Source organism: Thioalkalivibrio sp. ALMg13-2 (genome assembly GCF_000381185.1).
GTDB lineage: Bacteria > Pseudomonadota > Gammaproteobacteria > Ectothiorhodospirales > Ectothiorhodospiraceae > Thioalkalivibrio > Thioalkalivibrio versutus.
The window spans coordinates 1-14,680 of sequence record NZ_KB906132.1; the positions used below are offsets into that span (position 1 = coordinate 1).

Annotated in this window: 15 protein-coding genes and 2 pseudogenes; 7 read left to right on the forward strand and 10 right to left on the reverse strand. The window is 64.4% G+C overall.

The genetic code is table 11. The annotated features are described in order from the left end of the window. The 3 genes from F618_RS0113515 to F618_RS0113525 form a co-directional block, all read right to left on the reverse strand. A partial coding sequence (locus F618_RS0113515; protein ID WP_019568201.1) for a transposase occupies positions 1-218 on the reverse strand: 218 nt, incomplete at its 3' end. A gap of 212 nt (positions 219-430) precedes the next feature. Then, on the reverse strand, positions 431-1,132 hold the full coding sequence (locus tag F618_RS0113520) for a glycosyltransferase family 2 protein (protein ID WP_019568873.1): 702 nt from the start codon (positions 1,130-1,132) through the stop codon (positions 431-433). Continuing rightward, entirely contained in the window at positions 1,120-1,707 is a 588-nt protein-coding gene (locus tag F618_RS0113525; RefSeq protein ID WP_019563984.1) for a DedA family protein, read from the reverse strand. Before F618_RS0113525 ends, F618_RS0113520 begins: the two co-directional genes overlap by 13 nt. Before the next feature lie 567 nt (positions 1,708-2,274). Between F618_RS0113525 and F618_RS16665 the strand changes: the two are divergent. Next, positions 2,275-2,377: pseudogene (locus tag F618_RS16665) on the forward strand (transposase); the annotation flags it as partial. Here F618_RS16665 and F618_RS0113530 read toward each other — a convergent pair. Beyond that, positions 2,378-3,496, reverse strand: coding sequence for an alpha/beta hydrolase (locus F618_RS0113530; protein ID WP_019563985.1), 1,119 nt, complete (start codon positions 3,494-3,496; stop codon positions 2,378-2,380). A 290-nt stretch (positions 3,497-3,786) separates the two neighbouring features. Between F618_RS0113530 and F618_RS0113535 the strand changes: the two genes are divergently transcribed. Then, positions 3,787-4,503, forward strand: coding sequence for a nuclease-related domain-containing protein (locus tag F618_RS0113535; protein WP_019563986.1), 717 nt, complete (start codon positions 3,787-3,789; stop codon positions 4,501-4,503). A 124-nt stretch (positions 4,504-4,627) separates the two neighbouring features. Here the strand turns inward: F618_RS0113535 and F618_RS0113540 are convergent, their stop codons facing one another. Continuing rightward, positions 4,628-5,101, reverse strand: a complete 474-nt coding sequence (locus F618_RS0113540; RefSeq protein WP_019563987.1) for an SgcJ/EcaC family oxidoreductase — start codon at positions 5,099-5,101, stop codon at positions 4,628-4,630. Between the two features lie 368 nt (positions 5,102-5,469). Between F618_RS0113540 and F618_RS0113545 the strand changes: the two genes are divergently transcribed. From F618_RS0113545 to F618_RS0113555, 3 genes are all read left to right on the forward strand, one after another. Further along, entirely contained in the window at positions 5,470-5,790 is a 321-nt protein-coding gene (locus F618_RS0113545) for a hypothetical protein (protein ID WP_019563988.1), read from the forward strand. 243 nt (positions 5,791-6,033) lie between these two features. Further along, complete coding sequence (locus F618_RS0113550; protein WP_051074756.1) at positions 6,034-6,987, forward strand: DMT family transporter; 954 nt, start codon at positions 6,034-6,036, stop codon at positions 6,985-6,987. Positions 6,988-7,191: 204 nt separating this feature from the next. Beyond that, complete coding sequence (locus F618_RS0113555) at positions 7,192-8,661, forward strand: amidohydrolase family protein (RefSeq protein WP_026331240.1); 1,470 nt, start codon at positions 7,192-7,194, stop codon at positions 8,659-8,661. Positions 8,662-8,916: 255 nt separating this feature from the next. Here F618_RS0113555 and F618_RS15750 read toward each other — a convergent pair whose 3' ends face one another. The 5 genes from F618_RS15750 to F618_RS0113580 all read right to left on the reverse strand — a co-directional run bounded on the left by F618_RS15750 (position 8,917) and on the right by F618_RS0113580 (position 13,236). Further along, positions 8,917-9,249, reverse strand: coding sequence for a cupin domain-containing protein (locus F618_RS15750; RefSeq protein ID WP_081620913.1), 333 nt, complete (start codon positions 9,247-9,249; stop codon positions 8,917-8,919). A 42-nt stretch (positions 9,250-9,291) separates the two neighbouring features. Then, positions 9,292-10,566, reverse strand: coding sequence for a hypothetical protein (locus tag F618_RS0113565; protein ID WP_019568877.1), 1,275 nt, complete (start codon positions 10,564-10,566; stop codon positions 9,292-9,294). 239 nt (positions 10,567-10,805) lie between these two features. Next, positions 10,806-11,474 (reverse strand): cytochrome c, encoded by a 669-nt coding sequence (locus F618_RS0113570; RefSeq protein WP_026331241.1) that lies wholly within the window; start codon positions 11,472-11,474, stop codon positions 10,806-10,808. A 221-nt stretch (positions 11,475-11,695) separates the two neighbouring features. Then, positions 11,696-12,598 (reverse strand): complex I NDUFA9 subunit family protein, encoded by a 903-nt coding sequence (locus tag F618_RS0113575; protein ID WP_019568879.1) that lies wholly within the window; start codon positions 12,596-12,598, stop codon positions 11,696-11,698. Between the two features lie 158 nt (positions 12,599-12,756). Then, positions 12,757-13,236 carry a hypothetical protein gene (locus tag F618_RS0113580; protein ID WP_018144261.1) on the reverse strand — a complete coding sequence of 160 codons (480 nt, stop codon included), beginning with the start codon at positions 13,234-13,236 and terminating at the stop codon, positions 12,757-12,759. Between the two features lie 222 nt (positions 13,237-13,458). Between F618_RS0113580 and F618_RS0113585 the strand changes: the two genes are divergently transcribed. Both F618_RS0113585 and F618_RS15010 read left to right on the forward strand, forming a co-directional pair. Beyond that, positions 13,459-14,025 carry a DUF99 family protein gene (locus F618_RS0113585; protein ID WP_019568880.1) on the forward strand — a complete coding sequence of 189 codons (567 nt, stop codon included), beginning with the start codon at positions 13,459-13,461 and terminating at the stop codon, positions 14,023-14,025. A gap of 157 nt (positions 14,026-14,182) precedes the next feature. Continuing rightward, positions 14,183-14,584, forward strand: a pseudogene (locus tag F618_RS15010) (DUF72 domain-containing protein); the annotation flags it as partial. Positions 14,585-14,680: the final 96 nt, after the last annotated feature.

Consider the following 14,680-nt stretch of genomic DNA (forward strand, 5'->3'; position numbering starts at 1 on the left):
AGCTCGGCATACATCCGTTTGAGCCGGTTGTTCTCGTCCTCCAGCTCCTTCAGCCGTCGGACGTCCGCAGCCTCCATGCCACCGTACTTCGACTTCCACTGGTAGTAGGTCGCCTCAGAGACCCCGATCTCCCGACAGACGTCCTTCACCTTCCGGCCGCCTTCGACCTGCTTCAGCGTCTGAACAATCTGACTCTCCGTAAACCGACTCTTGCGCATCTCGGCCTCCTTTGGCTCTAGTGTGCCCGGAGACCTCCAGTTTTCAATGGACCGAATTTACGGGAAGGCGACACGTCGATCACGGCGTCGCTGAAATCACGTTCCTGACGCAGCGTGTGCTGCAGTTCGTCATGTGCGGAGGACGAAAGAAGACGACACCCATGATCTTCTTGACGATTAGAGCCTCCTTGGCGGCGGGAATCAGACATTAGCTAGAAATCAATTCCGCTATCGACCTTGTTCCTCTTCCTGATACGTACAGCCCTCTCCTTGATCCAGCCAAGTATGTAAAGCCGGAATGATATCGACAGGATTTGTCGGATCATCATCGCGCGTTGGGTAGCGCCACACACGACCCCATATTTCCTTTCTTTAATGTGGTGGAACGTACCATGCACGAGTTCGAACGCCATCCCCTTCTCGAATTGCTTGGAGGTGTAGTTCAAGGCGATCTCGATCTGGAAACCCTGCACGGAACTCGTCGGTACGGCCTCCCAGAGCCGGCGGGTCAATGCCCGATCTCCGCCGATAATTGGGAAGAATCGCAGCGCCCGGTTGAGTATCAGCGTCGATCGAGCGCGCAAGCCAACATTCATCTCGACGCGTCCCTCGATGACAGGCTGCATGATCCGGGACAAGGTCTGCTGTGTGTGGCCAGTCACGTCAGCGTCGAGAAATAACAGGACGTTAGATTTCGCCGAACGCACGCCTGCATCCAATGCGGTCGTCTTGCCCGTGTTTCGAGCCAGGCGGATGACGTGGGCACCCGCGGCCTCTGCGACCTGGGCCGTCGCATCCGTAGAGCCATCATCGACCACGAGGATTTCCCCAACCCAAGGATGCTGGCGTGCACACGCAATGACATCGGCGATGGTTCCGACCTCATTGAAGGCTGGTATCACTACCGAGACCATCGGTTCCTCAACACCCGGCTCGCGATATAATTGGCGGACACCGCAATGACGATGAATATCAGGAAGGCGATCTCGATATCCTCAATCAGGTCGCCAAGTTGGCGCGTCGTGCCGACGACCGAATAGGCGAGAGAAACGAAGACGGCGAACAACGTTAGGACGGCGAGGAAATTGACGATGAGATAGGTTTGAAAACGCATATCGTGTACTCCCGCAAGCACTTGGGCCGCCGTCCGTGTGCCATATACAAACTTGGATAGAAACAGGATCTGCACGCCCTTGCGATTGAACAGGCGTTCCAGACCACGAACGGCGTTGTTGCTGTGGTGTCCAGGGATGCGGTCGAGTGCCGAAGCGGGGAATTTTCTTCCCAGCCCGTACCAGAAGAGGTCCGACAAGACGGTGGCCAGTATTGCCAGCGAGATGACTGCAGCAAGATCAAGGCGCCCGGTCGCCGCCAGGTATATCGCCGGCAAGAGCACGACTTCGCCCGCGACGAGCATGCCGATAAAAATGAACAGATACGGATAGGTCTGAAGAAGGCTGAGTACCTGTTGGAACAGATCGTGCGCCATGGCGTCCATCGAGAGATTACGTAGGTAAGGGGGATTCGGCGGGCAGTTGGGTGGGCGAATGTTCTAGGTATTAGGGCGATCTTTCAGGCCCACCGACCGTCCGGTGATGGCTACGAATTGGGATCGCGAGGGGCTTGATGCGGTCGCCGGCGGAATGTTGGCTTGCGATGAGTCCCTTATCCGGAATCTGGGGTGCGCCGCCGCCAGCCGGGTGCAGCGGTTGAAAGCGGGTGTTCAGTGCGGGTGCTCGTGAGTCCTCTAATGATCAATTGGAGATCCCAACGTATGTCGGCCGGCTTTGATGGAGGTTCATGCGGAGGCAATCGCCCCTGCCGATCCCGGACGGCCATTGCGTGTCGAGCGCGCAGGATCTTCTTACTACACGAGGAAACTACTACACGTGGAAACGATTCATCTGTTGGATGGCGCACAGATGAGCGGTGTTTGTGGGGATTTCAGTTTCCGCTGAGAGAAGAAGAGGACACCCATGATCTGCTTGACGGTCTGAGGCGGTCGCGCTCGGTTTTCGGGTGAGTTCATGGGCCAAGGAGGGTCCTGATGACGTGAGCCAGGAAGGGGCTCGTCTCGGTCGAGGCGACGCCGTAATTACCGCTGCATTTGTCGCTGTGTTCGCCGCGCGTGTTTGTGTGGCGAGGATCCATCCACAGGGTCAATCCGATCGCCGCGCGATCAGGTCCGTCAGCGCGCGGATAAGCTGCCACTGGCCGATGAGTCCCACGCCGTGCGGATCGATGTGGGAGAAGCCATCGATCAGGTGCAGGTCGACGTCGCCGATTGCACGGGCGAGGCGCTCGCTTTCGGTGTGCGGGATCATCGTGTCGGCCCGACCGTGGATCAGGATGGCACCGTTGGAAAGATGCGAGAGGTCGCGGTTGGTCAGGGACAGCATCTCGATGGCCGCCTGCGCGCTGGCCGGCAGATCGTCCAGGAGCGCCGGGACGCGCTCCTGGTCATCGTTCAGGATTAACGCCAATAGGCTTCGCCCCTCATCGCCGAGATCATCGGCCACGTCGTCGATGGGGGCCTCGGGGTCGCCCATGCGCCGCCGCGCGATTGCTTCGAGAATCGCGCGGTCTTCGCGGTCATTCAGCATGTGCAGATTGCCGCGCAGGAAGATCCACTTCGCCTGCGGGTCAGGCGTGCGCGTCTGCCAGTGGGCCGATCCGGGCTCCCGGAACGCCCCTGTGGTGGAGAAGGTGATCACGTTCTTCGTGTCGTAGTAGCCGCCGATCGCGACCAGGAAGTCGATGGCCTCCTCCCCCTCCGGCGTTAGCGTCGCCAGGACTGCAAGGCCCACGGCATAAGAGATCGCCGCGACCCCCACCTCTTGTTCATCGGTTGCGCGGTCCACGTCCAGACGGGCCAGTAGGGCCGCGGCATCACCGATGGCAGCGGCATCCTCAGGGCGCACACTGAGGTCTTTCGTACCCTGCAGGTCGGGCACCAGCACCAGGAAGCGTGCCCGCGCCAGCGTAGTGGCGAGTTGCACCAGCCGGCGGTCGTCCTTGCCCTGTGGCGTGAAGCCCGGCACGAGGACGATGCGGGCCCCCACATCCTGCTGGGGATGATAGAGGTCGGCCGCGATGTCACCTTCGTCCGTCTCGAGCGTGAGCGTTTGGCGCACGGGCTCGGGGGTGCGGGCCTTCAGCGTGCTCGGTCCCGCGCCGGCCTCGATGTCCTGCAGCACGCGCGTTGCCTCCCAGCTCTGGGTGTTGATGCAGCCGGCAAGCAGCAAGAGACCCAGCAACACAGCAGCGATGCGAAGCATGCGACTACTCTCCTGTCAGATGAGCTGTATCACTCCCGTCGGTACTCTAAGTCTATATCCGGAGTGACCGGGTCGGACCTCCAGCAGTAGGGTGCAATCAAGAGGTTGCTGCCGGATCGGGATCTTATAACGGGGTCGGACCGCGGAAACGCACGGAAAAGGCAAGGTCTGACCCCGGCGTGGCTTACGCAGTAATCCGGCTGCCGCGGAACGAAGCCGGTCCAGTAGTCGGGCTCAATCTGGCATCGTGGAGGCGTTCGATTCGTTCCGGCAATGAAAAGGAAGGGGCCATGGCGAATACTCGGTATGTGACCGCGAATCGATTGACTGAGGAGTCGAAGGCGATTCAGGCGAAGGGGCGGAATCTGGTCCTGATCCTGGGCCTTCCGGTCGCGGTTGCGGCCTTCTTCATTCATCCGCTCGTAGGGCTCGTAGCGCTTGCGGGCGTGGCGGCCCTGTATGGAAGCATCGGTGGCAGCGCGGTGATCGAGGCGGGGGCGCGCGGCGAGGATGCGGCCCTGGACTGGCTTTCGAAGCTCCCGGATTCATTTGCGATCTTCAATCAGGTGGATCTGCCCAGCGAACAGTCCCGCACCGGGATGGTGGAGACCGACCTGGTGGTGACCGGACCGGAGGCGGTGTTCGTGATCGAGGTGAAGCATAACAACGGGGCGATCGACTGTGACGAGAGCCGGCCGCAATGGACCGTGAGCAAGACGGGGCGTCGCGGAAACCGCTATGGCAAGGAGATGCGCAATCCCATCAGGCAGGTGAAGAAGCAGGTGTGGTTGCTGAGTGAATATCTGAAGAGCCGCAAGGCGAAGCGCTGGATCCAGCCGATCGTGCTGTTCACCCACCCGGATGTCTCGCTGGGGCGTTCTTCCGACCTGTCGGTACCCGTGCTCACCGGCCCCGAGGTGGTCGAGTACATCCGGAACTTCAAGCCGGAGCGGCCGCGCCCGGTGAAGGAGAACACGGTGCAGGCCATCGCGACCCTGAAGGGCTGAATCGGCCAGAGAAATAGCGGCGCCGGACCACGCCAAGAGTTGAATATCTATGGGGTCAGACCTTGCCGTTTGCCCCTGGAGGGTTCCGGCGGGGACGAAAGGCCAGGTCTGATCCCGACGGCTGCTATGGGTGCACGGCGGTGTTCTGTCCGAACTGGATCTGCCAGCCGTGGTGATCGTGGCGTTCGAACAGGAAGCTCATACGCGTGTGCAGCTCGCCGTCGCCGCGGTCCGGCAGGCCGTCCGGCATGGATTCAATGCCCGAAACCCGAAACATGACCTCCGCGAAGGCGGTGTCGTCGCCGAGCAGGATGATGTCCTGTACGTCGACGCTTAGCGAGGTTCCGGCAAAGGGGCCCTGCAGCAAGTCCGTATGCCGTTGTGCATTGCTCGAACGGTCCTCGAGGCGTGTGCCGACCAGATTGATCACCCCGGCATTCTCCGCATAGTCGCGTGCCCAGGCCTCGCCATCGCCGGCTTCCCATGCGGCCCCCTTGGCCTCCAGGATGCGCTGGATCTCGCCGTCGTCGGCCCAAGCAGGGGCCGCCATGAGTGCGGCCAGGGGCAAGGCGATCAGTAGGAACGGTTTCATGGACATGCAAGCTCCGGATGGTGTTTGTGACAGGCGCTCCTTGTGTACAGGAGTGTCGGCCTGAGTGCCAGTGAGCCCGCGCTATGGGGTCTACTCGGATTTGGCAGGCCGGCGTCGCCAGAGGGGCAGCCGCGGTGCCTTCCCGCACAAATCGGCCCCGCCGCGTCGGCTTGAGTGGCGCAAAGGATGTGCGAGCAACAAAGGACACCAACGATCTTCGTTATGTTTGACACCGTACGGACTGCAGCCTGACATCGGCCCATTTTGGCGGAAAGTGGAAGGGGCCTGGCATCAAAGCAAGGGCCGGAAGGCGCCTCGTATGCTGGGCATGGATCGCGTGCCACTACGCGGCATATTCGGATGGAAGGAGTGACATGATGGCCAGAGACAATTTGCCGACCGTGGATTGGCAGGACGGACAGAACGCGGATCGGGTGAAGATGCAGGTGAGGCGCGAGGAGCCGGTGATCATGAAGATGCCATTGGGCATGGACTGGTCGGTGGATGGGGGTGAGTTCAAGTGCACAGCCGATCCCGACAGAGGGATGCAATGCGACTGCGAAGGCGGCCTGTTGCGGAAACTGGCGGAGCTCAACAATATGCCAGAGCTGAAGGAAATCGCGGACGCCTGCGAGTATTCGAGTTCCCGCGTCGATATCGACCCCGCCGGCGCGCGTATCATCGTCCACGACTGATTTTCCCGGGGGCCGCGAGGGCGGCAAGGGCTCAGGCCGTCCTTCCGCGCCGCGCCTCCACCCAAGCGGCAAGGGCTTCTCCAATGTCCCGCGCTCGTTGATGTCTCACAACATCACGACGTGTGGCGCTGTTATATTGTGCGGCGTTTCGCTGACCCATCGCGGGGTCAACGCGAAACATGTCGCCGACCAGCAGATCGACGGGTCGGGACTCACTCACGACCCACGATAGGGACTGGCTGAATGGCACAGGGCGCACCGAACCCGCTGAGGTCGCTTTCATCCGAAAAAGTGGTGGGTCTGAGCACGCTGTTCGTCGCCCTGGCGGCGTTTTCCTGGGGGCTGTCCGGCGGGATTGGGGGCATTCTCACGGGCCAGGGTTGGGATCCGGTGGTGGTGTCGTTCTACCGGGGCGCGATCGGGCTGCTGTTCGTGCTCGCCTGGCTTGCGATTCGCCCGCATGGCAGCGGATTGGCCAGTGGCCGCATGTGGTTCTGGTCGGCGATCGCCGGCCTGGGGGTCGCGGGCAACTTCACCTTCTACTTCCTGAGCATCGCCGAGGGCAGTGTCGCGGTGGCTGCGACACTGATGTACTGCGCGCCGGTATTCGTTTATCTCGTCTCTTTTGCACTCGGGCTCGAAAAACCCACCCTGTTCAAGTGGGTCGCGATCGCGATGGTCATGCTGGGTGTGGTGCTGCTGACGGGTATTTACGATATCGGTGCCGGTGACGTGACGCCGATCGCCGCCGGGGCCGGTCTGGCTTCGGGGCTGTCCTACGCGGTCTTCATCTTCGGCTTCAAGTTCGCGGCACCCCACGGCAGCCCGCAGGCGATTCTGGTGATCGCGTTCGCGGTCCTGGTCGTCATCCTGTTCGGGCTGGGCGATCCCGACCAGACCGTGGCTGTGCTGAGCACGCCGAGCTGGCCGTTGTTCGTGATACTGGGCGTGCTGGGCGCTGGATTGTCGTTCATTTTCTACATCATCGGCCTGAACCACACGGCACCCGCCGTCGCGTCCATCGTGGCGATGGTCGAGCCGGTGACTGCGTCGCTGTTCGGCGTGGTGTTCCTGAGCGAGACCCTGGGCGCACTCCAGGTCTTTGGCATGGGATTGATCCTGCTGACCGTGACCGCCCTGAGCGTCTATTCCAGCTCGCAGAAGCAATCGGTTCCGCCCCAACCTCGCGCTGACTAGCGCTTGAACCTGCTCCGGGGAGCTGGATTCGTGGGGTCCGATATCGCCGTCACGGCTCAACTTCCGAAAATGTTTCGAAAGAGACAAAGGGATGAGAATGAGGGTCAAGGATGCACTCATCCCTGCTAATCTGAACTAGGGATCGGGCGGCGCGGACGTCTCCCGGTGTTTACTGGTCAGTGGCCTTGCCCAGGGAGCCCAGTGATGCACGAGCCTGTCCACTCCCACCCCTGCTGCGGCACCGAACACCCCGGGGGCATGTCGTGCCTGTGCGGCCGGCCGGAGACCATGCGCGCCATGCAGCGTATCGAGGCGGACATCAGCCGCCGGCGTATGCTGGGAGGCATGGCGGCGCTGGTGGGCATGTTCGCCGGGTTCCGTGTAGCGGCCGGGCCGGATGAGCGGCCGGGCCTGCCGGATCGCCCCCTGCTACTGGTGAATCTGCGGCTGTTCGATGGCCAGTCCCTCCATCTGAGGGAAGGCGTGGCGGTTTTGATCCAGGGTGAGCGGATCGTCGATCTGATCACGCCGGACGCAGCGCCCGAGGGTGTGCTGCGTGTGGATTGCGGAGGACGGGTGGTGATGCCCGGACTCATCGATGCCCACTGGCATACCACCCTGGCGGGGGTGGACATGCGCACCGCCCTGACGGCGGATCCGGCCTACATTCACCTGCAGGCGGCGCGCGAGGCGCGGGCGACGCTGATGCGTGGTTTCACCACGGTGCGCGACGTGGGCGGCCCCGCCTTCGCTCTCAAGCGCGCCATTGACGAAGGCGTTACCCCGGGGCCGCGCATCTTCCCCTCCGGCGCGATGATCAGCCAGACCTCGGGGCACGGTGATTTCCGCATGCGCCATGAAGTACCGCGCACGGCCCTGTCTGGCCCCACCCAGACGGAGCTTTCCGGGGTGTCGGTGATCGCCGATGGCGCCGACGAGGTGCTCCGTCGCGCGCGGGAACAGCTCATGCTGGGCGCAAGCCAGATCAAGCTAATGGCTGGTGGCGGTGTGGCCTCCCTCTACGATCCCCTGGATAGCGTGCAGTACACCGAGCGGGAGTTGCGCGCGGGTGTCGAGGCCGCCAGGGACTGGGGCACCTACGCCACGGTGCACGTTTACGTGCCCGAAGGGATCAAGCGCGCCATCCGCGCGGGTGTCGGCTGCATCGAACACGGCCAGCTGGCAGACGAGGAGGCGGTCCGCATGATGGCGGGCGAGGGCGTCTGGTGGAGCCTGCAGCCATTTCTCCAGGACGAGGACTCCAACGTTTACCGGGATCCGGAACAGGTGGCGAAGCAGACGCGGGTGGCCAGGGGTACGGAACAGGCCTACGCGTGGGCACGCGAGCATGAGGTACAGACCGCCTGGGGCACGGACATCCTGTTTGCCCCCGACAAGACCCATACCCAGGGGCGTCAGCTGGCCAAGATGACCCGCTTCTACGAACCCCTCGAGGTACTGCGCATGGCTACTGGGGACAACGGCCGCTGCCTGGCGTTATCCGGGCCGCGCGCGCCCTACGGCAGCGGTCTGGGGGTTGTTCAGCCCGGTGGCCTGGCAGACCTGCTGGTGGTCGACGGGGAGCCGGAGCGGGATCTGTCCTTCCTGGCGGAGCCGGAGAACTCGTTGCGGTTGATCATGAAGGGCGGGCGGATGTACCGGAACACCCTGTGAAGTCGCTGCCGGCAGGGCTAAGAATTCTACCTGCGGATTTAGCAGGTCGGCGGGTTGGCGGCGGATGGGCAAAGGGCAATGTCAGCCCCGGTCATCTCACCTGCGCGAGGATGGGACTCGGGGGGCGGTCTACTCGAGCGCGCAGAGGCAGTCGGTTCCGTCTCAAGCAAGCGCTGAGTGGCGCCTGGGCCTGGAACCGGCCCGGTGCAGTCCGGGATGGTGGCGTGGAATCACGCCAAATATCGGTTGATCTGGCTATCGCGGGTGGTAGATGGTCACCAGGACTGACGCGTCTTCCAGCGCCTTGAGGGCATGGGGCTGACCCCCATTCAGGTAGATCAGGGCGCCGGCGGTGAGTCGCTGGAGTTGGTCTTCCCCGATACGGAAATCGACCGAGCCTTCCAGGCATTGGACCGTGATCTCTCCGGGTACGGCGTGATCACTGAACTCTTCGCCTTTGGGGAGCACGACGCGGAAGACTTGCAAGTGTTCCGAACGCAGCAGCGTTGCACTTTTTGATCCGCGCAGTTCTTTCCCCAGGGGGCGGACGTCCACGATCTCTCCGGGTGTGGCGTGGTGCAATGCCATGTTGTGCTCCAGCAGTTTGCTGCAATGGCGGCCGCGCAGGCCTCAGCGGAGTGGGCGCACCTCGGCAATGTCGGACAGCGCGACTGGCACGACCATGTAGCCGCTGCCGAAGCGTCGGCGCACACGGATGTGTTCCTCCTCGATTCCGAGCAGTTCGCCATCGCGGGCGCGCCCGTCGGCGAGCTGGATGCGGAGATTGCGGCCGATGTGGTCGCCCAGTGCATGCAGTGCGATGTTCGGGACAGGCGATAACTCGGGTGCCGTGGCCGAGGCGGCCGGGCCCGTGTTCAAGTTCGTATTCTCGGTCGTCGTCGGTCTGGCGGGGCCCGGGGTGACGGGGCGCAGATCGACGCGACCGTAGTGTTTTCCGGCCACGGTCAGGCTGGACTCGACCCGACGTAGCAGGTGGGTCGGGGTGTCGACGTTGGCCCAGAGCAGCGCCGGGTTGTCGATCGGGCCAATGCGCAGCGAAACGTCCTTGGGATCCTCGATGAAGCGTCCGTAGGCATCGACCATGCCGGGCCCGGGCTGCACGCCGAAGGGGCGCCAGGCCTCGACCCAGGCGCCTTTGTGGTGCTCGGTATAGTCCTCGAGAGCCATCTCCATCTCGTTTGCGCAGAATTCCATCAGTGCAGGGTAGTACCCGCGGTCCGCGTACCCCACGGTCAAGGATTGTAGCGAGGCGGTCATTAGCGCCGGAGCGAGATCGCGGGCCCGGTTCGAGGCGGCCTGGATGTCGAAGCGTCCGGTGGAGGTGCCCTGGCCCAGTGGGCCCATGCCGAACGTGCTGTGCACGGTCAGACTGTTGCGGTCCTCTTCGAGGTGGTAGTGGGCGCCGAAGTCCAGCGGGATGTCGCGATAGCCGAGTGCGGCCATCAGCGCATCCGGCGGGGCGGCCTGATAGGCCCCGCAGCCGGCGGTGTCGAGCCACAGCGCAGGCGTGTCGCCCTGCGCGCCTGTGGCGATGCCGGCCGGCAGGGTCAGCCCGTGCACGGAAAACCCGAGCTGCCGCGGCAGGCGTCGGGCATCCAGCGTGTGCCGAAGCCGGGCGAGCCGCCACAGGTTTCCGGCTTCCAGGGTGATGCGGTCCGCCCGCATGCGGCCGATGGCTGTGTTGTTGGGTTCAAACAGCAGCCCGTTGACGTGCAGTTCGCCCCCGAGGCCGATGCCGACGTCGGAGTAGTGCAGCGTGCCGAGCGGCTGGAGCATCTCCACGATGTCGTCGAGCTTCTGCTCGACCTGCCGGACCTCGTAGTGGTAATACCCGACCCCTGCGGCGGCGACCACGAGGCCGCCCACAATCAGTTTCCCTGGCATGTTCTCTCCCTGTGTTGACTCATCCGGGCCACGCGATAGAGGACCCGGCAGCGGGATTGCCTTGTCCCGCGCCAACAAGATACCCACTCCGGGACATTTCCGCACTGCGGTCGAGGCTCGCTACGCGTCGGGGGGCTATCTAGGGATTGAGCCCGCCGGCGGGATGGACGGAAGCCGGGCCCCCACGGCCCTGCGCCCCCGGGGCTCGTTGATGTCCGGTCCGGGCGGCAGCAAAGGGGTCATTCCTCGCGGGCGGGAATCGAGGCGAAGTAGGCCGACACGGCGGCCATCTCTTCTTCCTCCAGCTCCTGGGCGATGCCCTGCATCAAACCGGCCAGGGCGGTCTTGCGGGCCCCCTGGGCATAGGCCTGGAGCTGTGCCATGAGATAACGCGGGGGATGGCCGGCGAGCGGTGGCAGGCTGGGGTTGCGCTCGCGCCCCTGTTCGCCATGGCAGGAGGCGCAGGACTGGATGTTTCGCTCCGGCAGCCCTTCGAGCGCAATCTCGCGCCCTTTTTCTACCAGGTCTTCGGGTACCCGGTGCGGCCCGCCCGCCGGTTTCATCTCGGCGTAGTGGCGGCTGACCGCCTCGATCTCGTCATCGTCCAGATGCTGGGCGATCTGGGCCATTGTGGCATTCGGGCGCTGGCCTTCCCGGTAGGCCGTCATCTGTTCGACCAAGTAGGACTTCGGGAGCCCCGCCAGGCGCGGGAATGGGGGCTGTGCCTGGCCCTGGCCCTGTTCGCCGTGGCACTGGATGCAGGCGGTCGCGCCGCGATCATTGCCTTCCCGCGCAATTTGGGCGCCCGGGTCGTCCTCGGCGACGGCGGCGCCGCCCAGCAGCCACAGGGTGGTTAGCAGCGCGAGTGGCCGGGCAGTGATTCGGTCGAAGGTGTGCGCTCGTGCCATCGGATCACCACGATTGCAGGACGTCATATTCAGGAACATAGGGTGGCTCCAACGATGGTGCAATTGCGGTGCGCATTTGGCGGGCTTGTGAGGTGTGCGCCGCCGGATATAGCCGCGGTCCGGCGTGCCGCATCCCCGGCGAACAGGAAAGGACAGGAGGAGAGCAGGAAGAGGACACCCTGCTTCCTGGGTTTCACACGGCGCGGCGGCGCATCCGGGAATCATTCCGCCGGGAGGCAGTCCGGAAGGGAATCCTCCAGCCTGCGGGGCGTGATGCCGAGGTCGGCGAAGCTTCCCGCCGTTTCGTCGGCGACGTTGTCCTGCTGCATCAGGAAGATCTGGTCCCGGGTCAGGGGTGCGTTCGGCAGCAGCGAGCCGAGCCGGGCCAGTGCGTGCCAGAGCGCGAAGGGCACAGGCACCATCGGGCGCTGGCGTTCCAGGTGAACCAGTACCCGAGTCAGGATCTGGCGGTACGTCATGATGTCGGGGCCAGCGAGTTCGAAGACCGGGTGTGCGGGCGGGGTGGCGGCGAACAGCCTGGCCACGGCGCGGGCGACATCGGCCACGTGCACCGGCTGCAGGCGGGTCTCTCCGCGGCCGAACAGGGGGATCACCGGCAGGCGCGCAAGGCCGGCCAGGTTGCGCAGGAAGGCATCATGCGGGCCGAAGAGCACGCTGGGACGCACGATCAAGGCGTCGGGGAACGCGCGGATCACGGCCGACTCGCCTTCGGCCCTGGCGCGTATGTAGGCGGAGCGCGACTGGCTGTCGGCCCCGATCCCGGAGATCTGCACGACTCTCGCCAGGCCCGCGGCGCGCGCCGATCGGGCGAGACGCGCAGCGCCTTCCACGTGGATGGTGGTGAAGCGGAGGTCGCGGTGTTCCACATACAGGCTGACCGCGTTCACCACGCCGCTGGCCCCCTCCAGGGCCCGGGTGACGGCGGCATCGTCACGGATATCGGCGCTGCAGTGCTCCACCTGGGCATGTTGTTCCAGCGCGGCGGGTAACGCCGCCCGGCGCGAAGCAATCCACACGGGGTGTCCGGCGTCGATCAGCTCGTGCACGATCGCGCTGCCGAGAAAGCCGGTGCCACCAAATACCGTGATCAGGTCCGGGCGCATGGCGAGCCCCCTTTGTGCGCTCTAGGTTGGCGCCAGATGTGGGGTGTCAATGATCAGTCGTCCAGGTACTGGGTGAGACCGGGCAGAAGTACGAAATGTCCCGGGCCGGCGTGGATTCAAGGGCTGTGTGTGCCTTTTGGGAACGGTCAGGCGTCCAGTCAGCGCGTGCGTCGACATCCGGCCAGCTGCCCGGCCCAGGCATCAAGCAGCCGCTGACGCACACCGGCGTCGTCGCCGCGCCGCAGCTCCTCGCGGCTAGCGGCGAAGGTTTGGGTCATCCAGCCGTCCTCGGCGGCGCATTCGACCCGAATCTCCCAGCCATCGTCGTGCGGCTCGACATCGAACGTGTAGGTCGCCAAATGCAGTTCCTCCAGCAGGCCGCTGACCATCTCCCGCGCCCGGGAGAACTCCTCGACGGATAACGTCATCGTGTCGTCCCTCATGTTGCCGTGCAGCCACTGTTCGAAGCGGCGGATGGAGTGCTCGAACTCCGAGCGGTAGTGCGCTGCCGGGGGGTGATTGCCCGCACCGGCCAGCGCTTCGCGGTAGATGTTCAATGTGCGCTCGACCCATTCCCGCGTGGCGGCCTCGCCGTCACGCTTGATCAGGAAGCGGATGCGTTGCAGTTCGTCGGTCACGGTCTGCTCTGGAACGGGGCTTGTATCTGCCATGATGTAGGGTATTGCGTGCGCCTCTGCAACCGGTGGCCCTTCGAGGCGAGTCCGTTATGGGCCGCCGGAGCGGGCGGGACCGCTGCGGGTGGGGCCCGCCCCGAGTGCGCTCCGGGTTGGCGAGGCCTGGGCGGACACCAGTGGAACTGTGAAACGCCGCGGCGCGAGAGGCGGCAGACCGGGAAGCGGATGCAGGAGCGTCTTTCACACGTGGTGGGTTTCGATGATGCGCCGTTCGCGCGGCCACATCGGGGTGATGTGCTGGTGGTCGGTGCGGTATTCGCCGGCATGCGGCTGGACGGTGTGATCTCGACGCGGGTGCGCCGTGACGGAGCCAACGCCACCGCGCGTCTGGTCGAATGCGTGCTGGACAGTCCGTTTGCACCGCAACTGCACGCGATCCTGTTGCAGGGGATCACCCTGGCCGGATTCAACGTGGTGGACCTGCCGGCGCTGCACGCGCGCACCGGGTTACCGATCCTCGCGGTGGCGCGCCACGCACCGGATCTGCCCGCGATTCGTCGCGCGCTGCTCGGGCCTGTTCCAGGGGGCGTGCGCAAGTGGCGACTGATCGAGGCCGCCGGCGTCATGGAACCGCTGGCGGGGTTGTACGTGCAGCGCTGCGGGCTGAGTCCCGAGGCGGCGCAGAGGCTCCTGGAAGACCAGCGCGTCCATAGCCGGTTGCCGGAACCACTGCGGGTGGCGCACTTGATCGCAGGCGGGGTGGCGACCGGGGCGAGTCGTCACCGTCCGTGACCGGGGGCGCGAGCCGTCCGGGAACGGGCGGACATTGGGCCGCCCGCTTTCCGCACGCGACTCCACTGCATGAGTGCAGGCGAGATTGGGGCACCCTCCGGATAGGGCGTCAGGCCTGTGGCTACACTCGTTGCAGGCAAGCCTGAAGGAGGTCTCGATGGCCTGTGCGTATGTCGGGACGTCCGGCTGGAACTACCGGGCGTGGAAGGACGACTTCTACCGCGGGGTTCCACAGCGCGAGTGGCTCGCCCACTGTGCGCGGCATTTCAGCGGGCTGGAGATCAATGCCACCTTTTACCGCCTGCCCGCGAGTACGACTGTGCAGCGATGGGCGGAGCAGACGCCGCCGGATTTCGGCTTCGCGATCAAGGGCAGCCGGTTCGTCACGCATATCCACCGACTGAAGGACGCTGGGGACTCGGTTCGGCTGCTGCGCGACCGCATGCAACCGATGGGGAGCCGGCTGCGGGCGGTCGTGTGGCAATTGCCGCCGAACTTCGCGGTGAACCAGGAGCGTCTGGAGGCGTTCACCAACGCGCTGGGCTTCTGGCCGGAGGTGCTGTCGCCTTCCCGTAAATTCGGTCCATTGAAAACTGGAGGTCTCCGGGCACACTAGAGCCAAAGGAGGCCGAGATGCGCAAGAGTCGGTTTACGG

Coding starts and splice junctions, on each gene's coding strand:
- F618_RS0113530 (WP_019563985.1), bottom strand. CDS start 3,496: ATGCTTCGCATCGCTGCTGTGTTGCTGGGTCTCTTGCTGCTTGCCGGC.
- F618_RS0113520 (WP_019568873.1), bottom strand. CDS start 1,132: ATGGTCTCGGTAGTGATACCAGCCTTCAATGAGGTCGGAACCATCGCC.
- F618_RS0113545 (WP_019563988.1), top strand. CDS start 5,470: ATGATGGCCAGAGACAATTTGCCGACCGTGGATTGGCAGGACGGACAG.
- F618_RS0113570 (WP_026331241.1), bottom strand. CDS start 11,474: ATGGCACGAGCGCACACCTTCGACCGAATCACTGCCCGGCCACTCGCG.
- F618_RS0113540 (WP_019563987.1), bottom strand. CDS start 5,101: ATGTCCATGAAACCGTTCCTACTGATCGCCTTGCCCCTGGCCGCACTC.
- F618_RS0113555 (WP_026331240.1), top strand. CDS start 7,192: ATGCACGAGCCTGTCCACTCCCACCCCTGCTGCGGCACCGAACACCCC.
- F618_RS0113575 (WP_019568879.1), bottom strand. CDS start 12,598: ATGCGCCCGGACCTGATCACGGTATTTGGTGGCACCGGCTTTCTCGGC.
- F618_RS0113565 (WP_019568877.1), bottom strand. CDS start 10,566: ATGCCAGGGAAACTGATTGTGGGCGGCCTCGTGGTCGCCGCCGCAGGG.
- F618_RS0113585 (WP_019568880.1), top strand. CDS start 13,459: ATGCAGGAGCGTCTTTCACACGTGGTGGGTTTCGATGATGCGCCGTTC.
- F618_RS0113525 (WP_019563984.1), bottom strand. CDS start 1,707: ATGGCGCACGATCTGTTCCAACAGGTACTCAGCCTTCTTCAGACCTAT.
- F618_RS0113550 (WP_051074756.1), top strand. CDS start 6,034: ATGGCACAGGGCGCACCGAACCCGCTGAGGTCGCTTTCATCCGAAAAA.
- F618_RS15750 (WP_081620913.1), bottom strand. CDS start 9,249: ATGGCATTGCACCACGCCACACCCGGAGAGATCGTGGACGTCCGCCCC.
- F618_RS0113535 (WP_019563986.1), top strand. CDS start 3,787: ATGGCGAATACTCGGTATGTGACCGCGAATCGATTGACTGAGGAGTCG.